26 protein-coding genes are annotated in these 25561 nt (G+C 68.4%); 11 read left to right on the forward strand and 15 right to left on the reverse strand.

Annotation, left to right across the window (positions count from 1 at the left end):
* From ASG07_RS04095 to ASG07_RS04110, 4 genes are all read right to left on the reverse strand, one after another.
* Window positions 1–753: a TorF family putative porin gene (locus ASG07_RS04095; protein WP_055842462.1), complete on the reverse strand. Its 753-nt coding sequence runs from the start codon at window positions 751–753 to the stop codon at window positions 1–3.
* Window positions 750–1202 (reverse strand): hypothetical protein, encoded by a 453-nt coding sequence (locus tag ASG07_RS04100; RefSeq protein WP_055842464.1) that lies wholly within the window; start codon window positions 1200–1202, stop codon window positions 750–752. The genes ASG07_RS04095 and ASG07_RS04100 overlap by 4 nt, the downstream gene beginning before the upstream one ends.
* A gap of 209 nt (window positions 1203–1411) precedes the next feature.
* Window positions 1412–2002 (reverse strand): GIN domain-containing protein, encoded by a 591-nt coding sequence (locus ASG07_RS04105; RefSeq protein WP_055842467.1) that lies wholly within the window; start codon window positions 2000–2002, stop codon window positions 1412–1414.
* Between the two features lie 59 nt (window positions 2003–2061).
* Window positions 2062–3837, reverse strand: a complete 1776-nt coding sequence (locus ASG07_RS04110) for an ABC-F family ATP-binding cassette domain-containing protein (protein ID WP_055842469.1) — start codon at window positions 3835–3837, stop codon at window positions 2062–2064.
* 96 nt (window positions 3838–3933) lie between these two features.
* Between ASG07_RS04110 and ASG07_RS04115 the strand changes: the two genes are divergently transcribed.
* The gene (locus ASG07_RS04115; RefSeq protein WP_055842472.1) at window positions 3934–4245 is read left to right on the forward strand and encodes a PepSY domain-containing protein; all 312 of its coding nucleotides are present in this window, start codon (window positions 3934–3936) and stop codon (window positions 4243–4245) included.
* 21 nt (window positions 4246–4266) lie between these two features.
* Here ASG07_RS04115 and ASG07_RS04120 read toward each other — a convergent pair whose 3' ends face one another.
* Window positions 4267–4935, reverse strand: coding sequence for a hypothetical protein (locus ASG07_RS04120; protein ID WP_156361717.1), 669 nt, complete (start codon window positions 4933–4935; stop codon window positions 4267–4269).
* A gap of 187 nt (window positions 4936–5122) precedes the next feature.
* On the opposite strand from ASG07_RS04120, the gene ASG07_RS04125 reads away from it, so the two are divergent.
* Together ASG07_RS04125 and ASG07_RS04130 are read left to right on the forward strand one after the other, a co-directional pair.
* A complete protein-coding gene (locus ASG07_RS04125) occupies window positions 5123–5788 on the forward strand; it encodes a response regulator transcription factor (protein WP_055842478.1) in 666 nt (221 codons plus the stop codon).
* 59 nt (window positions 5789–5847) lie between these two features.
* On the forward strand, window positions 5848–7215 hold the full coding sequence (locus ASG07_RS04130) for a sensor histidine kinase (protein WP_055842481.1): 1368 nt from the start codon (window positions 5848–5850) through the stop codon (window positions 7213–7215).
* A gap of 20 nt (window positions 7216–7235) precedes the next feature.
* Here ASG07_RS04130 and ASG07_RS04135 read toward each other — a convergent pair whose 3' ends face one another.
* Window positions 7236–8234, reverse strand: a complete 999-nt coding sequence (locus ASG07_RS04135) for an LLM class flavin-dependent oxidoreductase (protein WP_055842483.1) — start codon at window positions 8232–8234, stop codon at window positions 7236–7238.
* A gap of 91 nt (window positions 8235–8325) precedes the next feature.
* The gene (locus tag ASG07_RS04140; protein WP_082474462.1) at window positions 8326–10680 is read right to left on the reverse strand and encodes a S8 family peptidase; all 2355 of its coding nucleotides are present in this window, start codon (window positions 10678–10680) and stop codon (window positions 8326–8328) included.
* Window positions 10681–10941: 261 nt separating this feature from the next.
* Here ASG07_RS04140 and ASG07_RS04145 point away from each other — a divergent pair, with 261 nt between their 5' ends.
* The 4 genes from ASG07_RS04145 (at window position 10942) to ASG07_RS04160 (ending at window position 14211) form a co-directional block, all read left to right on the forward strand.
* Window positions 10942–11607: a pyrimidine 5'-nucleotidase gene (locus tag ASG07_RS04145; protein ID WP_055842486.1), complete on the forward strand. Its 666-nt coding sequence runs from the start codon at window positions 10942–10944 to the stop codon at window positions 11605–11607.
* Window positions 11604–12428 (forward strand): 2,3,4,5-tetrahydropyridine-2,6-dicarboxylate N-succinyltransferase, encoded by an 825-nt coding sequence (dapD, locus tag ASG07_RS04150; protein WP_055842489.1) that lies wholly within the window; start codon window positions 11604–11606, stop codon window positions 12426–12428. Before ASG07_RS04145 ends, dapD begins: the two co-directional genes overlap by 4 nt.
* A gap of 80 nt (window positions 12429–12508) precedes the next feature.
* Window positions 12509–13471, forward strand: a complete 963-nt coding sequence (gene glpX, locus ASG07_RS04155; protein ID WP_055842492.1) for a class II fructose-bisphosphatase — start codon at window positions 12509–12511, stop codon at window positions 13469–13471.
* Between the two features lie 14 nt (window positions 13472–13485).
* Complete coding sequence (locus tag ASG07_RS04160; RefSeq protein WP_055842496.1) at window positions 13486–14211, forward strand: CPBP family intramembrane glutamic endopeptidase; 726 nt, start codon at window positions 13486–13488, stop codon at window positions 14209–14211.
* Between the two features lie 112 nt (window positions 14212–14323).
* On the opposite strand, the gene maiA is transcribed toward ASG07_RS04160, so the two are convergent.
* From maiA to hppD, 3 genes are all read right to left on the reverse strand, one after another.
* Window positions 14324–14956 carry a maleylacetoacetate isomerase gene (maiA, locus tag ASG07_RS04165; protein ID WP_055842499.1) on the reverse strand — a complete coding sequence of 211 codons (633 nt, stop codon included), beginning with the start codon at window positions 14954–14956 and terminating at the stop codon, window positions 14324–14326.
* Entirely contained in the window at window positions 14953–16230 is a 1278-nt protein-coding gene (gene hmgA, locus ASG07_RS04170; protein WP_055842502.1) for a homogentisate 1,2-dioxygenase, read from the reverse strand. The genes maiA and hmgA overlap by 4 nt, the downstream gene beginning before the upstream one ends.
* A 260-nt stretch (window positions 16231–16490) precedes the next feature.
* Window positions 16491–17588 (reverse strand): 4-hydroxyphenylpyruvate dioxygenase, encoded by a 1098-nt coding sequence (gene hppD, locus ASG07_RS04175; protein WP_055842505.1) that lies wholly within the window; start codon window positions 17586–17588, stop codon window positions 16491–16493.
* 78 nt (window positions 17589–17666) lie between these two features.
* Here hppD and ASG07_RS04180 point away from each other — a divergent pair, with 78 nt between their 5' ends.
* Entirely contained in the window at window positions 17667–18146 is a 480-nt protein-coding gene (locus tag ASG07_RS04180) for a MarR family winged helix-turn-helix transcriptional regulator (protein WP_055842508.1), read from the forward strand.
* 41 nt (window positions 18147–18187) lie between these two features.
* On the opposite strand, the gene rfbA is transcribed toward ASG07_RS04180, so the two are convergent.
* The 5 genes from rfbA to ASG07_RS04205 form a co-directional block, all read right to left on the reverse strand.
* Window positions 18188–19057 (reverse strand): glucose-1-phosphate thymidylyltransferase RfbA, encoded by an 870-nt coding sequence (rfbA, locus tag ASG07_RS04185; protein WP_055842511.1) that lies wholly within the window; start codon window positions 19055–19057, stop codon window positions 18188–18190.
* Window positions 19054–19953 (reverse strand): dTDP-4-dehydrorhamnose reductase, encoded by a 900-nt coding sequence (gene rfbD, locus ASG07_RS04190; protein WP_055842515.1) that lies wholly within the window; start codon window positions 19951–19953, stop codon window positions 19054–19056. Before rfbD ends, rfbA begins: the two co-directional genes overlap by 4 nt.
* On the reverse strand, window positions 19953–21008 hold the full coding sequence (gene rfbB / locus ASG07_RS04195) for a dTDP-glucose 4,6-dehydratase (protein ID WP_055843008.1): 1056 nt from the start codon (window positions 21006–21008) through the stop codon (window positions 19953–19955). The genes rfbD and rfbB overlap by 1 nt, the downstream gene beginning before the upstream one ends.
* Window positions 21009–21018: 10 nt before the next feature.
* A complete protein-coding gene (rfbC, locus tag ASG07_RS04200; RefSeq protein WP_055842519.1) occupies window positions 21019–21582 on the reverse strand; it encodes a dTDP-4-dehydrorhamnose 3,5-epimerase in 564 nt (187 codons plus the stop codon).
* A gap of 76 nt (window positions 21583–21658) precedes the next feature.
* Window positions 21659–22285 carry a CAP domain-containing protein gene (locus tag ASG07_RS04205; RefSeq protein ID WP_055842521.1) on the reverse strand — a complete coding sequence of 209 codons (627 nt, stop codon included), beginning with the start codon at window positions 22283–22285 and terminating at the stop codon, window positions 21659–21661.
* Between the two features lie 385 nt (window positions 22286–22670).
* Between ASG07_RS04205 and ASG07_RS16805 the strand changes: the two genes are divergently transcribed.
* The 3 genes from ASG07_RS16805 to ASG07_RS17775 all read left to right on the forward strand — a co-directional run bounded on the left by ASG07_RS16805 (window position 22671) and on the right by ASG07_RS17775 (window position 25479).
* Complete coding sequence (locus ASG07_RS16805) at window positions 22671–23534, forward strand: PEPxxWA-CTERM sorting domain-containing protein (RefSeq protein WP_168377300.1); 864 nt, start codon at window positions 22671–22673, stop codon at window positions 23532–23534.
* Window positions 23535–23693: 159 nt separating this feature from the next.
* Window positions 23694–23903 (forward strand): hypothetical protein, encoded by a 210-nt coding sequence (locus ASG07_RS04220; protein WP_055842532.1) that lies wholly within the window; start codon window positions 23694–23696, stop codon window positions 23901–23903.
* Between the two features lie 241 nt (window positions 23904–24144).
* Entirely contained in the window at window positions 24145–25479 is a 1335-nt protein-coding gene (locus ASG07_RS17775; protein WP_236694534.1) for a sugar transferase, read from the forward strand.
* Window positions 25480–25561 lie beyond the last annotated feature (82 nt).

A 25561-nucleotide genomic window follows, 5' to 3' on the forward strand; every position in this document is an offset into this window, starting at 1 on the left:
TTATAGCCCGAACCGGACCCGGCCGATAATGCGGTCGCCGGCGTGGCGCGCATCCGCGAAGGGGCCGAAGGCGTCGCGGCGGTCGATATCGGTGCCGACATAATCGATCGCGAGCGTCAGCGGACCGGTGCGGTGTTCGACGCCCAGCCGCCAGTTGCTGTAATTCCCGCCGGGGCGAAGACGCTGCGCGCGTACCGGGTCGTCCGCGTCGCCGCTCGATCGGCCGATATCGGCGACGACGGTGAACGGGGTGCCGGGCACGCCGGCGTTCGCGGCGGCATAGACGAACAGATTGTCGCCGCCGATCGCGTCCTGCGACGGGGCATAGTCCGCGCCGCCCGTCACCTGCAGCGGACCGAACGTGAAGCCGGCCGATGCACCGACCTCCCCGTAATCCATCTTGCCGCGCGCACCCGAGAACAGGTGGGCCGTGCCGCCCGCGCGGACGCGGATCGCGCCGAGATCCCAGCCGGTGCCAAGCGCGATGTCCGCGACCGTATCGGCGTCACCGTGGCGGGACGAGCCGCGAAGGGTGACGACACGGGCGGACGCATCGACCGGGCCGAAACCGGCGGCGGCATCCGCGGACAGCGCGGCGCGGTTTTCGCTCCAGCTGATGCCGCGGCGGGCTTCGTCGGTGGCGGCTTCGACGCCGGCGGAAAGGCCGGTCTGGGCGCGAGCGGGCCGGGCACTGGCGAGGAGGGCCGATGCCGCCGCGATGGCGGCACCGGCGATCATGACGAGATGCCTCATCCGTTGCGCGTCTTATCATGGGCGCGGTCGAGTTCGGCACGCAGGACGTCATGATCCTCCTGCGCGACGGCGACGATGTGACCGTTCATATCCTGCATCCTCGCGGCGACTTCCTTTGCGATGCTGTTGCGGTGCGTGTCGCACCACCCGGCACGGCTGCCGGAGGCGATGTCGTTGCGGACGAAGTTGCGCGTCATCGTCGTACCGGTGGCGGCGGTGGCGTGGCGATCGACGACCATGTTCGCCGACCACATGCAGCGCAGCGTCGAGGCGCGGCCGCCGGGCGCGACGGAGCCGACCTGCCTGTGCGAGACCGCTACGGTGCCGCGATACCGCGCATCGACGGGGCCGCTGTGGTGATCGATCCGGGTGGCGTGATCGACCGTCGCTGCGGGCACGGTTGCGGAAGCGACGCCGAGGATCAGCCCGGTCGCCAGAATATAGGTCATCGTCCTCTCCTTTACGGTTTCCCGGCCCATGCTGGCCGGTGACGTTTCCGACCGTTGCGGCCGTATTCCTTCAATGGTCGATCAGCCGGTTAGTTGCGGAAAAATCAGGTTTTCCGGTGGCCGGCAATGATGCTTGCGGTGGCGAGAGGCAGGAGCAGGTCGGGGAGATCGTCGTCACGGTTTCGAGCGCCGTTGGCGGCCATCCGGGGCTATGGCCGGACGATCGCGCTGTCGTCGATATGACCGCCGCGGAGTTCGGCGGTCGTCAGTTTCGCGACGCGGCCGGTCGCGGCGATCCGCGCGGGGCCCATGGCGGTCAGGTCCGCGTCGTCGGCGATCAGGCGGACCAGCCGAAGCTGGCCGCTCCCGGCAGCGAGCGCGTGGAAATCGGTGCCACGCGCGTCCTCGACCTGCATCCGGCCGGCTCCGTAGAGCTGGACGCCGTCGAGTTCCGGCGTGGTGACGACGAGGCGCAGGCTGTGGTCGCCGGCCGGGCCGTCGCTCGACCGGCGGATGCGGAGTTCCCCGTCGACGACGGTCAGCGCGAGTCCTTTGAGGGTGGCGTCGGTGCCATAGGCGGTCACGCTGCGGCTGGTGCCGACGCGGGCCACGACCGTGTAGGGGCCGTCGAGCAGAATGCGTGAGAACGGCACGGCGGCATAGGCGACGCGCGACATCGCCGTACCCGTGACCGTGCGGTCGATCGCGACGGCGTCGTCAGGCCCGCGGGAGGCGAGGCCGGCATAGGTGAAACCCGCCGTCACCACGGCCAGCATGCTCCATCGTATCAGGCGCTTCATCGTCCGCTCCCCTCGTGTATTATCAGAATAATACACGAGGGGAGCGGACCTGCAATGGGTCAGCCCAGGCCCTCGACCATTTCGGCGAGGGCCAGCCAGCGCATTTCCGCCGCATCCTTCTCCTCGCGCGCCTTTTCCACCGCCGCGCTCAGGCTGACGAAGCGGGCGTGGTTCTTCGTGTAGAGATCGGGGTCGGCGAGCAGCGCCTCGTCGCGGGCGATCTGGCGGTCGAGCTCCTCGATCCGGGCGGGCAGCAGCTCGTAGTCGCGCTGGTCCTTGTAGGTGAGCTTTTTCGTCTGCACGGGCGGTGGCGGCGGAGCGGCGGCGGCCCTGGGCTTCTTCGTGTCGGCGCGGGGTCGGCGGCGCTTTTCCCAATCCTCGTAGCCGCCGGCGACGACATCGACGGTGCCGCTGCCGTCCAGTCCCAGCGTGACGGTGACGGTGCGGTCGAGGAAGTCGCGGTCGTGGCTGACGATCAGGACGGTGCCGTCGTAATCGCCGATCACCTCCTGCAACAGGTCGAGCGTTTCGAGATCGAGATCGTTGGTCGGTTCGTCGAGTACCAGCAGGTTCGACGGGCGCGCGAATTCACGGGCGAGCAGGAGCCGCGATCGTTCGCCACCCGACAGCGTACCGACCTTCGCGTCGATCAGGCTGGGATCGAACAGGAACTCCTTGAGATAGCCGTGGACGTGCTTGCGCACGCCGAGCACGTCGATCCACTCGCCGCCGTCCGCCAGCACGTCGCGGACGGTCTTTTCCGGGGCCATCAGCGAACGCTGCTGATCGATGACGATGCCGTCGAGCGTCCTGGCCAGCTTCACGCTGCCGCTGTCGGGCTCGATCTCGCCGGTCAGCAGCTTGAGCAGCGTCGACTTGCCCGCGCCGTTCGCGCCGACGATGCCGATGCGGTCGCCGCGGGTGACGCGCAGGTTGAGGTCGCGGATGATGACGCGGTCGCCGAACGATTTCGAGACGTGGCCGACGTCGATCACGACCTTCGTCTTGACGTCGTCGGTGCCGACCGCGAGCGCGGCGGTCCCCTGCGGTCCGATCATCGCGGCGCGGGTGGCGCGCATCTCCTTGAGCTTGGCGAGCCGGCCCTGATTGCGGCGGCGACGGCCGGTGACGCCGCGCAAGAGCCAATGCTCCTCGATCTTGAGCTTGGCATCGAGGCGTTCGGCGTTGCGTTGTTCCTCGGCAAAGACCTGTTCGGTCCACGCCTCGAACCCGCCGAAACCGATTTCGGCGCGGCGGACGCTGCCGCGTTCCAGCCACAGCGTCTGGCGGGTCAGGCGCGTCAGGAAGGTGCGATCGTGGCTGATGACGACGAACGCACCGGTGTAGCGGCCGAGCCATTGTTCGAGCCATTCGATCGCGGCGACGTCGAGATGGTTGGTCGGCTCGTCGAGCAGCAAGACGTCCGGCTCCAGCGCCAGCGCGCGGACGATGGCGGCGCGGCGACGTTCGCCGCCCGACGCGGATTTCGCCTCGCGGTCGAGATCGATGCCGAGCTGGTCGGCGATCGCCTCCGCCTCGTGACCCAGCGGCGCGTCGTCGCCGGCGGAGACGTAATCGCGCAGGGTGGCGAAGCGGGACACGTCGGGGTCCTGTTCCAGCATCACGACGCGGGTGCCGGGGACGACCATGCGACGCCCCTCGTCGGCGTCGATGCTGCCGGCGATCAGGCGTAGCAGCGTCGACTTGCCCGCGCCGTTGCGGCCGATCAGCGCGAGCCGGTCGCGCTGGCCGATATGGATGTCGAGGTGGCGGAAGAGCCAGCCGGAGCCCTGAACGATGCCGAGGTCTTCGAAGGAGAGAATGGGTGCGGCCATGCCGGGTCGCCTAGGGGGTCGGGGCGGGGGAGTGCAACCCGAAGCTTGTCCTGCCATTCACAACGTGTTCAATGCGGGGCAACTAGGGGTTGCCATATGAAGACGCCTGTCGCCCTGATGATTCTCGTGCTGGCGACGCCACCTGCGGCGGCTTTCCCGGTACCGACCGCGGACGGACAGCGCGGCGACCAGATGAAGGCGTTCGACGGTCGGCGCGCGGGCAAGCTGATGCCGCTGCGCGAAATCGAACGGCGCGTGGTGCCGACGATGCCGGGCGCACAGTATCTGGGGTTCGAGTTCGACGGCGGCAGCAGCGTGTACACGCTGAAGTTCCTGCGCGACGGGCAAGTGATCTGGGTGGATGTCGACGGCCGTTCGGGTCAGGTGATCGGGCGGACGGGTAAGTAGCCCGCCCGATCGGCAACACGGTCAGAGAAACTTCTTCACCTGACGCAGGAAGTAGGTGCGCTGCTGCTTGCGCGTGCCGAAGTTGGTCATGCCCTTGTCGTCGGCATAGATCTGCGCGTAGAAATTCCAGTCGTTGGTGGATGCGGTGCGAATGCCCATCGTCGTCGATGCGAGATGGCCTTCGTTCGCCTCCACCCGGTAATCCTTCGGACTGAGGACCGCCGCCTGGTTCGCGCCCATTTTCTCGTTGAGATCGTCCTGCTGCCTGCCGGCGTTTCCACCCTTGTTGGCATGATAGACGAGGCGTGTACCGGATGATGTCTTGTGCCCGACGCCGAGCGAACATCCGTCCATCTGCGCCGTGAACATGAAGTCGGCCTTGGCGCCGACGGTCGTGCCGAATACCGCGCCGGGTTCATAGGAACAGAAATACGCCTTGAACGACTTTCCGTCGTCGACACCCCCACGGGTCACGATGCTGTCCACCAGACCGGGTACGGTGACGATGTAGATGCCCAGCGGCTCGCCGAGTTGCTTTGCATACCCGTCGGCCGGGGGCATCGAGACGAGGCGCATGTCGATCGGTTCGTCTTTCAGCGAGTCGCGCGGGGGGCCGTAGATACCCGGAATAAGAATGTTCTTTTTGAGGAACTCCAACGGATTGGCGGTTAATTGATCGACGGCGGCCATGGCGTATCCCTTCATCTTCGTGGATGTTGGCGCGATGACTATAAACTTCGGCCGGCTGGTCAAGCGGCCAGGGGATACCCGATCCGTCCGTTCACCCCCGCGACAGCGGTGGTCGCCTAAGCGCTTTTGCCCGCGTCCGGCACCCGTGCTAGCGCAGGTCGTATCCGTTTAGGGGAGCTGACACACGATGCGCGTTCTGATCGTCGAGGACGAACCCAATCTCGGCCAGCAACTGAAGAACACGCTGGAAGGCGCGGGCTATGCGATCGATCTGGCGGTCGATGGCGAAGAGGGGCTGTTTCTGGGACAGACCGAAAGTTACGATGCCATCGTGCTCGACCTGGGCCTGCCGGAGATCGACGGGCTGACGGTGCTCGATCGTTGGCGGAAAGAGGGCAGGACGACGCCCGTGCTGGTGCTGACCGCGCGCGACAGCTGGTCCGACAAGGTGGCGGGGCTGGATGCGGGCGCGGACGACTACGTCGCCAAGCCGTTCCAGACCGAGGAGCTGATCGCGCGGCTGCGGGCGCTGATCCGGCGCGCGTCCGGCAATGCCTCGTCCGAACTGACGGCGGGGGACGTGCGGCTCGACACGCGATCGGGCAAGGTCACGCGCGCCGGGGAGCCGGTGAAGCTGACCGCGCAGGAGTACAAGCTGCTCAGCTATCTGCTGCATCACAAGGGCAAGGTGGTCAGCCGGACCGAGTTGATCGAGCATATCTACGATCAGGATTTCGACCGGGATTCGAACACGATCGAGGTGTTCGTGACGCGCATCCGCAAAAAGCTGGGGCAGGACGTCATCACCACGATCCGCGGGCTGGGCTATAGTCTGGAAGATCCCGACGCGTGAGGTCTGGGCGTGCGTGACTTCACGACCGTGCCGGTCGGCGCGGGACCATCCAGCCTGTCATGAGTGACGTGACACTGCCCACCGCGAAGGGGTCGGGATCGCTGTCGCGGCGGATGATCCTGATCGCGGCAGTGTGGATCACGCTGCTGCTCGCGGGTGGCGGCTTCGCGCTCGATCGTGTGCTTAAATCGGCGGTGACGCGCAACTTCGACGATCAGCTCGAATATGTGCTGACCGCGCTGATCGTGTCGGCGACGATCGATTCGCAGGGCGACGTGTGGTTCACGCGCGAGGCGGCGGACCAGCGTTTCGTGGAGCCGGGGTCCGGCCTGTACTGGCAGGTGTCGGCACCGGGCCGCGATGGGTTCTGGTCGCGGTCGTTGTGGGACCGGCGGCTGGCCTATGGTTCGCCGCATGCCGCTCGCACCGTCCATTCCTACGACAGCCGGCAGTTCGGGGCCGAGCGGCTGCGCGTGGTGGAGCGCGACGTGAAGTTGCCGGGATCGCCGGTGCGCTGGCGGTTTCAGGTGGCGCAGGCGCGCGACGGGCTGGATGCGCAGATCACCACGTTGCGGCGGACGCTGGTGCGGTCGTTCGCGCTGCTGGGGCTGGGGCTGATCGTGCTGGCGGCGCTCCAGACCTTTTACGGGCTGCTGCCGCTGCGGCGCGTGCGGCTGGAGATCGCGCGGATGCGGGGCGGCCATGCGAACCGCGTCGAGGGCGACATGCCGATCGAGGTCGCGCCACTGGTCGAGGAGCTGAACGCCCTTGTGGCGCATAACGAAAAGCAGGCGGAGGAGGCGCGGCGGCACGCGGGCAATCTGGCGCATGCGCTGAAGACGCCGCTGACCGTCATCATGAACGCCGCGACCGCCGATGCCGACGATCTGGCGGAGACGGTGGTGCGGGAGGCACGGACGATGCGGCGGCAGGTCGACCACCACCTCGCGCGGGCAAGGGCGGTCGGGCGGCGCGGGTCGGCGCACAGCCGGGCGGATGTCTGGCCGAGCCTGGAGTCGGTGGAGCGGGCGGTGGCGCGGCTGTACCGGCACGTCCGCATCGACGTGACCGGCCCGCGCGATCTGGCGGTGCACGTCGAACGGCAGGACCTGGACGAGATGCTGGGCAATCTGATCGAGAACGCCGCGAAATATGGCGGCGGCAGCGTGTTCGTGACGGTCGGCGCGCAGGCGGGTTTCGTGGAGTTCCTGATCGAGGACGACGGCGCGGGAATCCCGGAGGAGGAGCGCGTCCGCATCTTCGATCGCGGCGTGCGGCTGGATACGGGCAAGCCGGGGACCGGCCTCGGCATGGCGATCGTGCGCGATGTCGCCGAAATCTATGAGGGGACGGTGTCGCTGGAGGAGAGCGAGGACCTTGGCGGGTTGATGGTGCGGTTGCGGTTGCCGGCGGCGGGGGTGGTGTAGTCCTTGCGGGGACAGCAGGTCTAGGCCGCCAGCCTGACCTCTCGCGCGGCCTCGGCCGTCAGGGTCAGGCTACGCTTGCGGGCGGTCTGGTCATAGATCGCGCTGGTGACCATGACCTCGTCGACGCCGGTGCGCTCGACGAAGGCGGCGAGGCCGCGAGCGACGGTGGCGGGGGTGCCGATCGCCGAGCAGCTGAGCACAGTGTCGAGCATCGCCGGGCCCTGCGGACCCAGGCTGTCGCGATAGCCGGCGACGGGTGGGGGAAGCTGACCGGGATTGCCGGTGCGGAGGCGGACGAAGGATTGCTGCTGGGACGTGGCGATCAGTCGCGCCTCCTCCTCCGTGTCGGCGGCGAAGACGTTGAAGCCGGCCATCGCGTACGGCTTGGCAAGATGCGCGGAGGGGCGGAAGTCGCGGCGGTAGACGGCGAGCGCCTGATCCAGCGCGTCCGGCGCGAAGTGCGAGGCAAAGGCGTAGGGCAGGCCGAGCGCGGCGGCGACCTGCGCGCCGTACAGGCTGGAGCCGAGGATCCACAGCTTGACGTCCGCGCCTGCGCCGGGCGTGGCGACGATGCCGGTCTGGCCATCGTCGGCGAAATAGCTCTGAAGCTCCATCACATCGCGCGGGAAGGCGTTGGGGTCGCTGTCCAGCGTGCGGCGGATCGCGCGGGCGACGCGCTGGTCGCTGCCGGGGGCGCGGCCGAGGCCGAGGTCGACACGGCCCGGAAACAGCGCGTCGAGCGTGCCGAACTGTTCCGCGATGACGAGCGGCGAATGGTTGGGCAGCATGATGCCGCCCGCGCCCACGCGGATCGTCTTCGTGGCGGCGGCGACATGCGCGATCACGACCGACGTTGCGGCGGAGGCGATGCCGTTCATGCCGTGGTGTTCCGCGACCCAGTAGCGGGCGAAACCGGCCGCCTCCGCATGGGCGGCGAGATCGGCGGCGCGGGCGAGCGCGTCCGACACGGTGCCCCCTTCGACGACGGGAACGAGATCGAGGAACGATAGCTGGGTCATGATGCAGGAGATGGGGGCGGATGGCGGCGGGTGCCAGTGAGGTTTTGATTTGCGCCGGTTTAGTTCGCGTGCGCCGTGACGGTCTTCGCGATCAAAATACCAGCGCGTAGCGCAATGCGATGCCCTGATCGTCCGGGAGCGCCGCGATGTTGCCGGGATCGCGCCGCCAGTAAAGGTTCGCCTGAAGGTCACCACCGGCGAAGGGGCGGGAATAGCGCGCCTCGATATCGACTTCGCGGCCCGAGGGCGCGAGCGTCATGCGTTGCGGGGTCCAGGCGGTGACGGCGCTGCCAGCATAGTCGTAGAAGGTCGGCAGCGCGAGATCGATGCCGCCGGCGGACACGCGCAACGGCTGCGCGATACGCAGGCCGATGCTGTCGCCGCCGAACAGGCCGGTCCTGCCGACATCCGCCGAATATGCGCTGGTCCGCAGCAGGCCGCCGCCCCCAAGGCCGCCGTGCAGGCTGGCGCGGGTCCAGCCGCTCCGCATGGTACCCCCAAACGTCCAAGCGCCCGCGGTCAGGCGGGCCCCGGCGTCGAGAAACCAGCTGGTCGCGCTCGCGCCACCGAAGCTGGGATCGAACCGCGCGCCGAGGACGGTCGCATCCTCGATCAGGCGCGAACCGGTGAAGCGGGCGGTGACCGGACCGAACGCGCGGTCGAGGCCGAGCGAGACGCGATCGAAACCCGATCGCTGCCAGCCGGCGATGGCGGGCAGGTAGGCGTCGCGACGGGAGAGGACACGGCCGTTCTCGACCGCCATCGTCAGCCCGACGGCATCCCATTGCTGGCGGACGGCGGTGGACGAGCGGGCGCCCCCCTCGAACCCCAGACCGTCGGCGGAGGCGATCATGAAGGCCGGTTCCGCGCTGCCGGCGAGTTGCGCGGACAGGCCGGCCGACCCCTGGGACAGGCCGATGCCGAACGACAGGGTGCGGCCGAGCCGCTGCGTGACGGTGCCGGCGAGGGCGCGGGCGGTGACGGCATCCCGCTGCGACAGGTTGAGCCGCTCGGTCGCGACGCCGCCGGGTCGGGTCGGGCTGAGCGTCAGCGACACCGCGGTGGCGCCGGCCGCGAAGCCGACATGGCGACCGCTCGACAGCAACGTCCCGCCGAGCGGGCGCAGGGGACCGGTGCGCTGGATCGTCTGGGCGAGTTCGGCGGCGAAGGCGCGGCCATAGCCGTCGAGGATCACCGCACCCATCGGCGCGATCGCGGCATCGCCCATCGGCGCGGAGAGTGCGGCGGTGCCGCTGGTCGCGAGCCGCGTGCCGGCGATCGAGGTGGTGCCGACCGGCTGGAACGCGCGTGTCAGATCAAGGACGCCGCGGCCATAGACGCTGTCGGTGCCGGTCTGGCCGACATCGCGCGCGGTGGTGAGCAGCAGATCGACGATCTGCGCGCCGGTGAGGTTCGGAAATGCCTGCGCCAGCAGCGCGACCGCGCCGGCGATTTGCGGTGCGGCGAACGAACTGCCCGACCAGAGCTGGACGGTGCCGTTCTGGTCCGGGGCGGCGACGCGGGTGCCGACCGCCGCCAGATAATGCGTCGGGTTGCTGCCGGCGCGGTTCGCGTCGTCGTCGATGCGATCGGTATGATCGACCCAGCCGGCGATGATGACCTGGTTGCGGGACACGGATGCGTCGTCGGCGACGGCGGCGAAGCCGTCCGGATCGGCGGCACCGTCATTGCCGGCGGACAGGATGACGACGATGCCGGCCTGCGTGGCGCGGGACAGCGCCTGTTGCACCGATTGCGGCATCGACGTACTGCCGAGCGACAGGTTGATGACGCGGGCGCCGGCCGTTCGCGCGGTATCGATGCCGCGGGCGAGAGCGTCCGAATCGAAGCGGCAGGTGTCGTCGCCATTGGCGTCCGGTTCACCGGTGCAGGTGCCGGGCCGGTCGGATCGAAGGGCGATGACGGTCGCGTCGAAGGCGACGCCGTGCGTACCCGTGCCGTTGCGGCGGCCGGCGGCGGTGAAGGCGACGGCGGTGCCGTGTCCGTCGACATCGTCGATCGTGCCGTTGCCGCCGACATCGGCGGACGCGGTCGAGAGGCGGTTGCCGAACTCCTCGCTTTGCAGATCGATGCCGGTGTCGATCACGGCGATGCCGATCCCCGCCCCGGTCGCCGCCCGTTGATAGGCGACGAGCGCGTTCATCGACACCGCGCCGACGGTGGCGCGATATTCCGTGCCGTCCGGATTGGCCGGCGGGGTCGGCGCGGGCGTGGGCGCCGGCGTTGGAGCCGGGGTCGGGGCTGGAGTCGGCGCGGGCGTGGGGGCGGGGGTTGGCGCGGGCGTAGGCGCTGGAGTCGGAGCCGGCGAGGCGATCGGCGGCGCAGGCGTGCTGGCGACACCGCCGCCGCCGCCGCCGCAGGCCGCGAGCCACAGCGGCAGCGTCGCAGCGGCGGCCGTCAGGAGGGTGGGCTTGCCGCTGCGCATACTCGTCCTTCGTAGATCGTTGCCGTTCGAAATGCCACGGAGGCGTTAACCAATTGTGACGGGACCGGAGTGGTTGTTCGTGGGGGTTAAGGGAGGGGGGCGACCATCGGTCATATCGGGTTCGTTCGGCCTCCACGGGGCGGCATGTCCGGCGGCGTTCGGTTCGCGATACCGTGGATGCCGGGACGAGCGCGGCATGACGAAGGCGAGTTCGACTCACCCCATTGCCGCCCGGCGCGGGCGACCGTAGAGGCGGCGGCGATGGCCGGGCCGCTCTCCTCGATCCGCAACTGGATCTTCGATCTCGACAACACGCTGTATCCGGCGCGGTGCGATCTGTTCGCGAGGATCGACGTGCGGATGACGCAGTTCGTCGGCGACCTGCTGGGGCTGGACCCGGTCGAGGCGCGGCGGGTGCAGAAGCAGTATTTCATCGATCACGGCACGACGCTGGCCGGGCTGATGGCCGAGCATGACGTCGATCCTCACGCGTTCCTGGATCATGTTCACGACATCGAGATGGACGTGCTGGAGCAGGACGCGCCGCTGGCGGCGGCGATCGCGCGGCTGCCGGGAAGAAAGCTGGTCTTCACCAACGGCGACACGCCGTACGCGCTGAGGGTGCTGGAGCGGTTGGGGCTGGGCGACAGTTTCGAGGCGGTGCACGACATCCGGGCGATGGGGCTGGTGCCGAAGCCGAACCCCGCCGCCTATGCCGGACTGTGCGATACGTTCGGCATCGACCCGCGGGAATCGCTGTTCGTCGAGGACATGGCGCGCAACCTGAAGCCGGCCAAGGCGATCGGGATGACGACGGTATGGGTCGACAACGGATCGGAACAGCACCCCGACATCGACCGCAGCTATATCGACTATCACATCCACGAGCTTGCGCCGTGGCTCGAATCCATTCCGGAGACCGCATGACCGACCTTTCGCAGACCATCGATGCCGCCTGGGACAACCGTGCCGAGCTGGGCTTCGACACGAAGGGCGACGTGCGGGACGCGGTGGAGGCGGCGCTGGCGCTGCTCGACCGGGGCGAGGCGCGGGTGGCGGAGCCGGACGGGCAGGGTGGCTGGCGCGTCAATCAGTGGCTGAAGAAGGCGGTGCTGCTGTCGTTCCGGCTGAACGACAATGTCGTGATGGGCGGCGGCGCGGGCGAGCTGCCGGGGTTCGACAAGGTGCCGTCGAAGTTCGCCGGCTGGGGCGAGGACGCGTTCCGCGCCGCCGGGTTCCGCGCGGTGCCGGGCAGCGTCGTGCGGCGCGGTGCGTTCGTGGGCAAGGGCGCGATCCTGATGCCGAGCTTCGTCAACATCGGCGCGCATGTCGGCGAGGGGACGATGGTCGACACCTGGGCGACGGTTGGCAGTTGTGCGCAGATCGGGAAGAACGTGCATCTGTCGGGCGGGGCCGGCATCGGCGGCGTACTGGAGCCGTTGCAGGCCGATCCGGTCATCATCGGCGACGGTGCGTTCATCGGTGCCCGCGCGGAGGTGGCCGAGGGCGTGCGCGTCGGCGAGGGCGCCGTGCTGTCGATGGGCGTGTATCTGGGCGCGTCGACCAAGATCGTCGATCGCGAGACCGGCGAAGTTATGAAGGGCGCGGTGCCGCCCTATGCGGTGGTCGTGCCGGGGACGCTGGGCGGTGGCGACGGGAAGCCCGGGCTGTACTGCGCGGTGATCGTCAAGCGGGTCGATGCGCAGACGCGGTCGAAGACGAGCATCAACGAGTTGCTGCGGGATTGAGGGGGAATATGTGCGGTTGCTCCCGGCCGCTCAAAGGCGTATCCGGCGTTTAACGTGTTCAACGCGGCCCGGAGACCATCATGACCGACAGCAGCAACGTCCTCGATCGAGTCCTCGTGCTGGAAATGGTGCGCGTGACGGAGGCGGCGGCGGTCGCGGCGTCGACGCTGACCGGGCGCGGCGACGAGAAGGCGGCGGATGCGGCGGCGGTCGAGGCGATGCGCGCGGCGCTCAACGAACTCGACATGGACGGCACCGTCGTGATCGGCGAGGGCGAGCGCGACGAGGCACCGATGCTGTTCATCGGCGAGAAGGTCGGCACCGGTAACGGCCCCGCGATCGACATCGCGCTCGACCCGCTGGAGGGAACGACGATCTGCGCCACGGCAGGGCCGAACAGCCTGGCGGTGCTGGCGATCGCGGAGAAGGGCGGGCTGCTCAATGCGCCCGACGTCTATATGGACAAGATCGCGGTCGGGCCGGGCTATCCGGCAGGGATCATCGACCTCGACCGCTCGCCGACCGAGAACGTGACCGCCGTCGCCAAGGCGAAGGGCGTCTCCCCGCGCGATATCATCGTGTGCGTGCTCGACCGGCCGCGTCATGCCGACATGATCGCCGAACTGCGCGCGGTCGGATGTGGCGTGATGCTGATCGGCGACGGCGACGTGGCGGGCGTGATCGCGACGAGCGATCCGGAGACGACGATCGACGTGTATATGGGATCGGGCGGTGCGCCGGAGGGGGTGCTGGCGTGCGCGGCGCTGCGCTGCGTCGGCGGGCAGTTCAAGGGCCGCTTGCTGTTCCGCAACGACGACGAGCGGGCGCGCGCGGCGAAGTGGGGCGTCACCGACCTCGACAAGCAATACGACCTGACCGAACTGGCGCGCGGCGACTGCATCTTCGCGGCGACGGGCGTGACGGACGGGTCGCTGCTGGCGGGCGTGAAGCGTCGGCCGGGCAAGATGACGACCGAAAGCGTGGTGATGCGCGCGTCGTCGGGCACGGTGCGCTGGGTCAAGGGCGAGCACCGGCTGGGCTGATCGGGCGGCAGTCGATGCTGGCGGCGGTCCTGCTGGCGGCGATGCTGGGGCTGATCGTCGCCAATTGTCGGAATGCGCGTGGCTTCTCGGCAAAACTTGCGGACCTGATCGGGCGCACGTCGCGGAAGCGCGCGGTGTTCGGCTGGGCGGCGGGGACAGCGATCTATTTCGGCTGGACCAGCGTCATGGCGTTGCTGCTGATGGGGCGCGGCGATGCGATCGTGACGATGCCGGTCGAATTGCAGGTGGCGGCGTGGCGGCTGGGACTGCCGGGTTACGCCGCTCCGGGGGATGTCCGCTGGCTGTTGTTGTGCCTGTGCGGCGGGGTGGTGCTGGGACTGGTCGCGCTGTTGATCCTGCGGCGGATGGGCCGCGCGCCGGCCGGCATCCGCTATCGCTCGCCGGCAGCGGTGCGCGGGCCAAGCGAATGGCCGGGGGCGGTGGCGCTGTCGCTGGCGGCAGGGATCGGCGAGGAGCTGTTCTTCCGGCTGACGCTGCCGCTGCTGGTGGCGATCGTGACGGGATCGGGATTGGCTGGATTCGCGGTCGGGCTGGTCGCGTTCGGCGCGTCGCACCGGCATCAGGGTTGGGCCGGTATTCTCGCGACTGGATTGGTCGGCGCGTTCCTGACGGGGCTGTACCTGCTGACCGGGCAATTGTGGCTGGCAATGCTGGTGCATGTCGTCATCGACCTCAACGCGCTGGTGCTGCGGCCGATGCTGTTTCCAGTGCGGGAATGATGCTTCCGCGTTCGGGATAGAGGCGAGCGGCGGTGCGGGATGCCGATGGCGGATCGTCCTCACCCTTACGTCGCTTCGCTCCTCCCTCCCTCTCCCAGAGGGAGAGGGAATTTCAGTCGGCGTCTGGCTGGCGTGACGGGTGCGCCGCCGCGAAGGCGGCGACGGCGGCGGCTTTGGCTCCGGCGGCGGCCAGAACCGGATAGGGCGTCGTGTCGACGCCGAACCGCGCGGCGGCGTAGAGTTGGGGTACGAGGAAACAATCCGCGATCGTCGGTGCGTTGCCATAGGCGAAGCCGCGACCGTGTTTCTCGATCGTCGGTTCCAGCGCGGCGAAACCGGCGGTCATCCACTCCGCGATCCACGCGTTCACCGCCGCCTCGTCCGCCGCGAAGTCGGACCGCAGGCGCTTGAGGACGCGGAGGTTGTGGAGGGGGTGGATGTCCGCGCCGATCGTCGTCGCCATCGCCCGCACGATCGCACGGCCGTCCGCATCGGCGGGCAGCAGCGCGGGTGTCGGGTGACGCTCGTCCAGCCACTCGACGATCGCGAGGCTCTGCGTCAGGATCAGGCCATCGACCTCCAGCGTAGGCACCAGATGCTGCGGGTTGAGCGCAGTGTAGTCCGGCGCGCTCTGGGCGCCGGTGCGCAGGTCGTGGTTCACCTGTTCGTAGGCGAGCCCCTTCAACGCGAGCGCGATGCGGACGCGGTAGGCGGCGCTGGACCGCCAATAGCCGTGGAGGATCACGGCAGTTTCGCCTTGGGGAAGTCGGACCAGACCGCGTCATAGTCGAGCTGCGAATGCTCCAGCGCGAAGGTCGTGGGTTTGTAGGGCCAGCAACTCTCCAGCATGAAGGCCATCGTGCCGTCGATCTTGTGCGGCTTGAGGTCGGCGGCGGATGCGCCCTGCCAGCTCGCAAGGTCGGGACCGTGGCCGGCCATGAGGTTGTGCAGCGACAGGCCGCCGGGCTGGAACCCCTCCGCCTTGGCATCGTACGCGCCGGTGATGAGGCCCATCGCCTCCGACATGACGTTGCGGTGGAACCAGGGCGGGCGGAACGTGTCCTCGGCGACCATCCAGCGCGGTGGGAAGACGACGAAATCGGCATTGGCGCGGCCGGGTACGTCGCTGGGGGACGTCAGGACGGTGAAGATCGACGGATCGGGGTGGTCGAACGACACGGTGTTGATCGTGTTGAAGCGCGACAGATCATAGCGCCACGGCGCGAGGTTGCCGTGCCACGCGACGACATCGAGCGGGCTGTGGTCGAGCGTCGTCGTCCAGAGCGAGCCCATGAACTTCTGGATGACCTCGACGGGGTCGTCGCGATCCTCGAACCACGCGACCGGCGTCTCGAAATCGCGCGGGTTGGCGAGGCCGTTGGCGCCGATCGGGCCGAGATCGGGCAGGCGGAACAGCGCGCCGTGATTTTCGCAGACATAGCCGCGGGCGGACCCGTCCGGCAGCAGCGCGCGGAACCGGACGCCGCGCGGGATCAGCGCGATCTGGCCGGGCGCGATCTCGACCCGGCCGAGTTCGGTGAGCAGGTCGAGACGGCCCTGCTGCGGCACGAACAGCAACTCGCCGTCCGCGTTCATGAACACGCGGTCGGTCATGTCGCGGTTGGCGGCATAGAGGTGGAGCGCGACGCCCTCCAGATCGGCGGGATCGCGGTTGGCGAGCATCGTCGTCATGCCGTCGATCAGGTCGGTGCCGGGAGCCGCATCGGCGATCGGGTCCCAGCGCAGGCGATTGGGGGCGAGCGGTGCTGCGGTGGTGCCGGGGGCGAGGCGCGGTGCGCCGTCGTAGCGGGTGTAGGCCGGATGCTCGGCGGTGGGGCGGAGGCGGTAGAGCCAGCTCCGGCGGTTCTCGTGCCGGGGCGCGGTGAAGGCGGTGCCGCTGAGCTGTTCGGCGTAGAGGCCGAAGGCCGGGCGCTGTGGCGAGTTGCGGCCGATCGGGAGCGCGCCGGGGACGGCCTCGGTGGAGATGTGGTTGGCGAAGCCGGGGATGTAGTCTGGCATCTCTTGGTTCTTCCGATGGGGGGAGTGTCCTCACCCGCGGGCGCTTCGCTCGTCCTTCCCCGTCCCCTAAAGGGAGAGGGGCTGGCTCGCGTTAGCCCGCGCTGGGCGAGGGCGGGAGCCACTCACCCGCCGGCGCGTCAGTCGCGAAGCCTGTCCTGAGCGCCTGCCCTTGCAGGCAGTCGAAGGGCCGCGCCTTGTGCGCCGGCTCCGCTGCGCTGGCCGGGCGCGGGCCGCGCCGGCGCGCGGCGTCCGGTCGACGCTTACGCGTCGACCTGGATCACGCCGCGCCGGATCTGATCCAGTTCGATGCTTTCGAACAGGGCCTGGAAATTGCCGTTGCCGAAGCCCTGATTGCCCTTGCGCTGGATGATCTCGAAGAAGATCGGGCCGACCATGTTCTCGGTGAAGATCTGGAGCAGGATGCCCTCGTCGCCGACATTGCCGTCGATCAGGATGCGATTGCGCTTCAGGCGGTCGAGGTCTTCGCCGTGGCCGGGGACGCGCTTGTCGACCAGTTCGTAATAGGTCTCGATCGTGTCCTGAAGCCGGACGCCGCGGGCGCGGAGTTTTTCGACGGTGTCGAAGATGTTCTCCGTCGTCAGCGCGAGGTGCTGGATGCCCTCGCCCTGATATTCGCGGAGGAACTCCTCGATCTGGCTGTTGTCGTCCTGCGACTCGTTCAGCGGGATGCGGATCGCTCCGTCCGGGGCGATCATCGCCTGCGAAAACAGGCCGGTCGCCTTGCCCTTGATGTCGAAATACTTCTGCTCCTGAAAGCCGAAGAGGCGGCCGTAGAAGCTGGACCATGTCCGCATCTCGCCGCGGCGCACATTGTGGGTCAGGTGGTCGAGCAGGTCGAGACCGACGTTGTTCGCGGCTTCGGCTTCGGCGGCGCCCTCGACGGGCGTCCAGTCTGCGTAGAGGTCCGCGCCGGCCTTGACGAGATACAGATACGATCCGCCGATGCCCTCGATCACGCAGGCCTCTTCGCCCAGCGTGCCGCGGGCGGCGTCGACCGCCTGTGCGCCCTCCTCAATGGCGTGAGCGTAGGCCGACTGCGGATCGGCAACGCGGAACGCCATGCCGCTGGCGGACGGACCGTGCGCGGCGCGGAAGTCGGCGGACTGGCCAGCCGACTCGCGGTTGAGCAGCAGGTTGATCTTGCCCTGCTTGTAACGGACGACATCTTTGGACGGATGACGATGCGCCGCGACGAAGCCCATCGCCTCGAACTGGGCGGCAAGTGCGTCGGGATCGGGGGAGGTGAATTCGCAGAATTCGAAACCGTCGAGACCCAGCGGGTTCGCCGTCGCGGCATTGGTCTCGTGGGAAGTGTTCTCGGGTGCAAGGGTCGCCATCGTCCGCTCCAAATCCGGTATCAATTGATACCAAGCTGCCGGATTGCGCAACCGGTGTCAAATGCTACCAATGCTGGAATGGACGAACCGACGTTGCGCCTCGACGAATTCCTGCCGTTCCGGCTGTCCTATACGTCGAACCTCGTGAGCGAGACGGTGGCGCAGATCTATATCGCGCTGTTCGACCTGCGCATTCCGGAGTGGCGGATCATCGCGGTCGTCGCCGAGCATGACGGGATCAGCCAGCAGGCGATCGGCGCGCGCACGCGGATGGACAAGGTCACCGTCAGCCGCGCGGCGATCGCGCTGACCGGGCGGGGCTTGCTGGAGCGGGCGGCGAACCCGGACGACAAACGGTCGCATCTGCTGGTACTGTCGGCGGCGGGACGCGCGCTCTATGCCGATGTCGCGCCGAAAGCGCTGGAGGTGGAGCGATCGATCTTCGCGGCGTTCGGGGCAGGGGAACTGGAGGCGTTTCGGGCGACGTTGCGGCGGATCGACGCGGTGGTGGCGGGGATGGGGATGGGGGCCGGGGCGGTTTCGACATCTTCGCCATGATCCTTCCCGGCCGGGGAAGGGCATGAAGGTCGGATCGCGCCCTACCGCCCCTCTTTCACGGCATTGAGGATGGCTTTTCCGTAGGCGGTTTTCTGGAAGGCTTCGCCCCTCGCGCGGGCTTCGTCGGCGGAGATGAAGCCTTGCTGGAAGGCGATTTCCTCGAGGCAGGCGACCTGGATGCCCTGGCGGTGCTGGATGGTGCGGACGAATTCGGAGGCTTCGAGGAGGCTATCGTGGGTGCCGGTGTCGAGCCAGGCATAGCCGCGGCCCATCTGTTCGACGAAGAGGTCGCCGGCCTGCATGTAGAGGCGGTTGAGGTCGGTGATCTCGAGCTCGCCGCGGGCCGAGGGTTTGAGGTCGCGGGCGAACTGCACGACGCGATTGTCGTAGAAATACAGGCCGGTGACGGCGTAGCTGGACTTGGGCGCGGCGGGCTTCTCCTCGAGGCTGATGGCGCGGCCATTGTCGAGTTCGACGACGCCGTAGCGCTCCGGATCGTCGACGCGGTAGGCGAAGACGGTCGCGCCGTCCTTGCGCGCGACGGCGCTGGCGAGCAGGTCGGTGAGATGCGCGCCGAAGAAGATGTTGTCGCCCAGCACCAGCGCGACATTGTCGTCGCCGATGAAGTCCGCGCCGATCGTGAACGCCTGTGCGAGACCCTCGGGCCGGGGTTGCTCGGCATACTGGATGGTCAGGCCGAGCAGCGAGCCGTCGCCGAACAGCTGGCGGTAATTTGGCAGATATTCCGGCGACGAGATGATGAGGATGTCGCGGATGCCCGCCAGCATCAGCACCGACAGCGGGTAGTAGATCATCGGCTTGTCGTAGACGGGCAGCAGTTGCTTGTTGATCGCCAGCGTCGCCGGGTGGAGCCGGGTGCCGGAGCCGCCGGCGAGAATGATGCCCTTCATGATGTCGGTCCCAGCAGTTCGTCGAGGATGTCGGAGAGCGCCGCCTGCCAGTCGCGCGGGCGGATGCCGTAGGCGCGCTCGATCGCGACGTGGCTCAGCAGCGAATTGGCGGGCCGGCGCGCGGGCGTCGGATAGTCGGCGGTGGCGATCGGCTGCACGATGGGGGAGGGACCGCCCCGCAAGGCGGCCTGCCGGAAGATCTCCTCCGCGAAGCCCGCCCAGCTGGTCGCGCCGGCGTTGGAGACGTGGAAGGTGCCGGTGGGGGCGTCCGGGTCCTCGATCAGCCGCACCGCGATCGTCGCGAGTGCCGCGGCGAGATCGGTCGCCGAGGTCGGGCTGCCATGCTGGTCGGCGACGACCGACAGGGCGGGGCGGTCCGCGCCGACGCGCAGCATCGTCCTGATGAAGTTATGCCCGGTCGCGCTCACCACCCACGCGGTGCGGACGATGACGTGGTGCGGGGTACCGGTGCGGACCGCCAGTTCGCCGCCCAGCTTCGACGCGCCGTAGACGTTGAGGGGGGCCACCGCATCGTCGACCTCCCACGCGCCGTCCTTGTCGCCCGGGAAGACATAGTCGGTCGACACCTGCACCAGCGGGATGGCGGCCGCCTTGCAGGCGGCGGCGAAGGCGGCGGGGGCCTGTGCGTTGACTGCCCAGGCGGTGACGACATCGTCCTCCGCCTTGTCGACCGCGGTATAGGCCGCGCCGTTGATCACCGCGGCGAAGGGCCGGCCGTCATGGCCCGCCGCCACCTTTGCGGCGATGGCGGCGGTGTCGGTCAGGTCGAGATCGGCCGTGTCGCTGGTGATGACATGATAGCCTTGCGGCCAGACATGCTTCGCGAGCGCGGTGCCGAGCTGGCCACCGCCTCCGGTGACGAGGATGGCGCGCATCAGGCGGCGAGGCCGCGGCGCTGGTCCGCCTGCCGCTCGTCGACGATGGCACGCCACCACGCCTCGTTGTCGAGATACCAGCGCACGGTCTTCTCGATGCCGGTCTCGAACGTCTCGGCAGGCTCCCAGCCGAGTTCGTCGCGAATGCGCGATGCGTCGATCGCGTAGCGCGCGTCGTGGCCGGGGCGGTCGGCGACGAAGCCGATCTGCTTCGTATAGCTCTCGCCATCGGCGCGCGGGCGCAGATCGTCGAGGATGGTGCAGATCGTCTCGACCACCGACAAATTGGTCTTCTCGTTGTTGCCGCCGACATTGTAGCTGCGGCCGGGCTGGCCGCGCTCGAACACCGCGCGCAGCGCGCGGACATGATCCTCGACGTAGAGCCAGTCGCGCACGTTCGCGCCGCGACCGTAGACGGGCAGCGTCTCCCCCGCGAGCGCCTTGACGATCATCAGCGGGATGAGCTTTTCGGGGAAGTGATACGGCCCGTAATTGTTCGAGCAGTTGGTCACGACCACCGGCAGGCCGTAGGTGTGGCCCCAGGCGCTGACGAGATGGTCGGAGCCCGCCTTGGACGCCGAATAGGGCGAGCGCGGGTCGTAGGGCGTATCCTCGGTGAACAGCCCCTCGTCGCCGAGCGACCCGTACACTTCGTCGGTCGAGATGTGGTGGAAGCGGAAGCGCGCACGCGCGTCCTCGTCCAGCCCCGACCAGTAGGTGCGTGCGGCGTCGAGCAGCGTGAAGGTGCCGACGATGTTGGTGTGGATGAACGCGCCCGGTCCGTCGATCGAGCGGTCGACATGGCTCTCGGCGGCCAGATGCGTGATGACGTCGGGACGGAATTCGGCGAGCGTCCTCGCGACCAGTTCGGCGTCGCCGATGTCGCCCTGCACGAAGCGGTAGCGAGGGCTGTCGGACACCGCCTCGACGGTCGTCAGCGTGCCGGCATAGGTGAGCTTGTCGAGGTTCAGCACCTCGTGCTCGCTGTCCGCGATGAGGTGCCGGACGAGCGCCGAACCGATGAAGCCGGCCCCGCCGGTGACGAGTACGCGCATGAAGGTGACCTCAGGAAAGCGGCGCCAGCGGGCGGCCGTCATAGGGAAAGGGGCTGTCGAACGCGGCCAGTGTGGGTTGCCTCGCGTCCTTGCCCGACAGCTCCGGCGTCGTGCCGGCGGGGAGCGGCCAGGCAATGCCGCAACTGTCCCACGCGATGCCGCCGTCGCACTCGGGCGCGTAGAGATCGGACACCTTGTAGGCGACCTCGGTATCGGGTTCGAGCGTCAGGAAGCCGTGCGCGAAGCCGACCGGCACGAACAGCTGGTGGCCGTTCTCCGCCGACAGTTCCGCGCCGACCCACCGGCCATAGGTCGGCGAGCCGGCGCGCAGATCGACCGCGACGTCGTAGATCGATCCGCGCAGGCAGCGGACCAGCTTGTCCTGCCCGTGTGGCGGCGTCTGGAAGTGGAGGCCGCGCAGCGTGAAGGCGGGCACCGACAGCGAATGGTTGTCCTGCACGAAGCGACACGCGATGCCCGCCTCCGCGAACGTCCGCTCGCTGTATACCTCCATGAACCACCCGCGTGCATCGCCGTGGCGCTTCGGACGGATCAACTGGACGGGACTGGGCATCGGTGCGGCGGACCCCCGGGTGTAGCTGCGATGGCGGGCCGCTTAGACCATCCGGCCCGCGGGGGGAACCGGCGGGTCAGCCGGACCGCGGACGACCGTCCCGCGTGCGGGCGACGGTGATGACGCACATGTAGCGGTAGACCGGGTGGCCGCCGCACGAAACGCCGGCGTAGCGGATGCTGTCGTCGAACAGCAGGGTGCGGTGGCCCCGGTCGGCGACGCCGTCGTCCACCACCAGCTGGCGGACGACATCGGCGGCGTCCTCCGATCCATAGGCGATGACCTCGCCGACATAACGGCCGCCGCCACGCCGGCGGACGCGGTCGCCCGGCGTGCTGCCGTCGGGGCCGTCATGACCGACAGCGCCATCGCGCTGCTGCTCGGCCTGATGATCGCTGGCCGCGGCGGCCAGCGCGGCGGCGGGTGCCAGCGGAGCCTGACGCTCGCGACGGACCACATAGTCGATCGCCTCGTCGACCGGCGCGACGCCCTCGACGGTCAGGTAGCGGATCGCGGTGACGGGGCTGACGATCACGCGGTCGCGATAATAGCCGCGATAGGTGCGGAGCGACTCGGCGTAGCGGACCGGGTCGGTGCGCGCGCGGTTGAGTTCCGCAAGCACGTCCATCGCCATCCGCTGCTCAAGCGGCAGGACGGAGGTGAAGGATGCGTGCAGGGCGATGATGAGCGGCAGCAGCGGCATGGCGGTTCCGTCGTGGCGACCGACGGAATGACTTTCCGTCGCACCCCGGATGGACCTCCACCCTTGAAAACGATGCCAAGAGAGCTGGTGAATGCGATTCTAACCACCTTGTTGTGTCGTTTCGATATTCCGTGCGTTGTGACGGCCAGAGAATGACTTTGACTCGCTTCATTCTGCGACGCATGATCGAACTTGGAAGGATTTTGGGTTGGCGCTTTCGCTTTTATCCAAGGCGGCTCTGTGTGTGTGTCCGCCTGCACTGATGGCGACGGCGGTTGCCACGGTCCCTGCTGCGAAGCGGGTGGTGAATCATGCCACGGCTCCGAAGCCAAAACCCAAGGCCGCATCGCGACCGGCGAGGCCGAACGCCACGCAGCCGCGTCTGGTGAAGGCGTCGATGCCGCCGCGCGAGTTTATCTGCGATCCCATACTGGGCCCCGGCAGCGGCATCGTCACGGCCCCGATCGTGCCTCTCGTCAGTTTCGCCGCTCCGATTCCAGACGAGCCGATCGCCCCGCTGGGTTCGCCCGGCGGCGGGCCGGCGAGCGGCTTCGTTCCGGTAGGGTTCGCGCCGATCGGGACACCGGGCGGCGGCGGCGGCGGTGTGATCGTCACGCCGACACCGGAACCGACGGCGGTGCCGACGTCGCAGCCCACCCTGGCACCGACGCCGGAGCCGACCGTGGTCCCGACGGCGACATCGACGGTGGTGCCGACGCCGCAACCCACTGGTACGCCAACGGCAATCCCGACGCCCCAGCCAACGGTCGTGCCACCGGGGCCACCGGTCGTATCGGTGCCGGAGCCATCCGTCTGGCTGATGCTGATCCTGGGGTTCGGCCTGTTGGGTGCCGGACTTCGCCATCGCCGCAACGGGCGTATCTCGGCACGGCAGGTTGCGCCGCAGGCCGCCGCCGCCACCGCCTTGTGGGCTGGAGCCACGCCGATCGCGGCCGGGGACATGACGGCGACGCTGGCGGCGCACGCCGCTGCGCAGTCGGCGGGTAGCGGCGTCGCCGGCAAGCTGATGCTGTGTGTGTGCCCGGCGGTGCTGACGGCCGGAGCGGTGATGACCGTCCCGCCCGTCCGCAGCGCCGTCCATCAGGCAACGAGCCCCGCCCCGGTCCGTCCGATCCGCGATCTGTGCGTCGAGACGCCGTTACCGGTGGAGGGACCCGCTCCGTTCGTCGCCTCGATCACACCCGCCGACCGGACGGAGACTGCGTCCGCGAGGTCGTCGGCGGGCTGATCCTGCGGGGGAAGGCTTAACGCGGTGCTGCGATCGCTTTAAAGAATACTCAACGATGGGTCGTCATGGTGCCTTCTCCACAGGAGGGCATCGATCATGATGGCACAGCGGCGAGCGCCCGGGTCGAGGGCAACGGACCATAGTGGCCCGCTGGGCGCAATGGCTGCACCGTTCGTTCCCGGTGGCCAGATCGCCGACCTGCAGGCCGAGATCGAACGGCGAATGCGCGCCGACCTCCGCCTGCCCGCCCCGGACGTCGGAGCCGACCGGATCGAGACGCTGGTTCACCGTCTGTCAGTTGCCGGCGGCTATGTCGCGCTGGCGACCGGCTATGTCGCAGCCGTAGCCGGGTGGTTCTATCTGGCCTGACTGGCCCGCGCGACGAGCGGAGCCCTGGTCGTGCTGCGCTGCCGCAGAAGTCGTTGTCCTTGCTGTTCAGCTTTGGCACTGTCTGCTAACGCTAGGACAAACTCGGGCCGCAAACGAAGGCCCGGATGAGCGTACAGGGACATCCCGGACTCGCCATTTGGGCCGTGGGCAGGGGTAGCGAACGATGAACGCCGCGACGCGGGCTATGAAAGGGACACCGATCGACGGCCCCGACGCGCCAATGTCGATGATGTCGCGTCAGGCGCGCCGCTATCGTTACTATGCGGCGCTTGCCGTCGCGGATGTCATCGCGATCTTCCTGGGCTTTGAAATCGGCGGCATGCTCCGGGTCACGACGCGCTATACCAACGGCTTTCTGCTGGCGTTGATGACCACGCCCATCTTCCTGTTCTTCTCGTTCAACAACGGCTCCTATGGCAATCAGGCGCTGATCGACTGGCGCACCGGATTGCAGCGCGCGATCGTGGCGCTGTTCGAGGCGCTGGCCCTCGTGCTGTTCGTCGCGTTCTTCCTCCAGACCAGCTCCGTCGTATCGCGACTGGTGTTCGGCGCCGGCTCGGCCCTCAGCGGGATGTTCCTGATCGGGGGACGGTGGTTGTTGAACCAGCGCGTCAAGGACGGGCTGGCCGCGATGCGCAGCGAACTGGTGATCCTCGATCGCTGCGAGATCGAACCGATCCCCGGCGCGCATGTGATCGATGCCGATGCGTTCGGCCTTCGCCCCGATGCGCGTGATCCGATGATGCTGAACCGGCTGGGCTCGGTGGTGCGCGGGGCCGATTACGTCTTCGTCTGCTGCCGGCTGGAGGATCGTGCCGAATGGGCGCATCTCCTGAAGGGGACCGATGTTCCCGCGCATGTGATCGCGCCCGAGTTCGACCAGATGGGCGCGACGCGGCTGGGCCGGTTCCACGGCCACTCGACGATGCAGGTGTCGACCGGCGTCATGGATATGCGGGACCGTTTCATGAAGCGGACCATGGATCTGGTGCTGACGGTGCCGGCGATCATCGTGCTGACGCCGGTGTTGCTGGCCGTTGCACTGGCGATCAAGCTCGACAGTCCGGGACCGGTGTTGTTCAGGCAGCAGCGCCTGGGGCGCGGCAATCGCCTGTTCGAGCTGTACAAGTTCCGGTCGATGCGGACCGACCAGTGCGACGCGGACGGCAATACCTCCGCTTCGCGCACCGATTCGCGGATCACGCGGGTGGGCCGGATCATCCGCGCGAGCAGCCTCGACGAACTGCCACAGCTATTCAACGTGCTGCGCAGCGACATGAGCCTCGTCGGGCCTCGCCCGCATGCACTGGGATCGCTGGCCGGTCTGGAACTGTTCTGGGACGTCGACCAGCGTTACTGGCACCGCCACGCGCTGAAGCCGGGGATCACGGGTCTGGCGCAGGTTCGTGGCCATCGCGGCGCGACGCTGAAGCGGGACGACCTCATCAACCGGCTGCAATCCGATCTGGAATATTTCGAGCACTGGACGCTGTGGCGCGATCTCGGCATCCTGCTGTCGACCGCGAAGGTCGTGGTGCACCGCAACGCTTTCTGAAAACGCCGGCGTGCGTTCGGTCAGCGGCCGGGATGAAGGCTGTCCCGTGATCGATCCCGAATGGATAGCTGCCATCGCGAGC

This window comes from Sphingomonas sp. Leaf343 (genome assembly GCF_001423765.1).
Taxonomy (GTDB): domain Bacteria; phylum Pseudomonadota; class Alphaproteobacteria; order Sphingomonadales; family Sphingomonadaceae; genus Sphingomonas.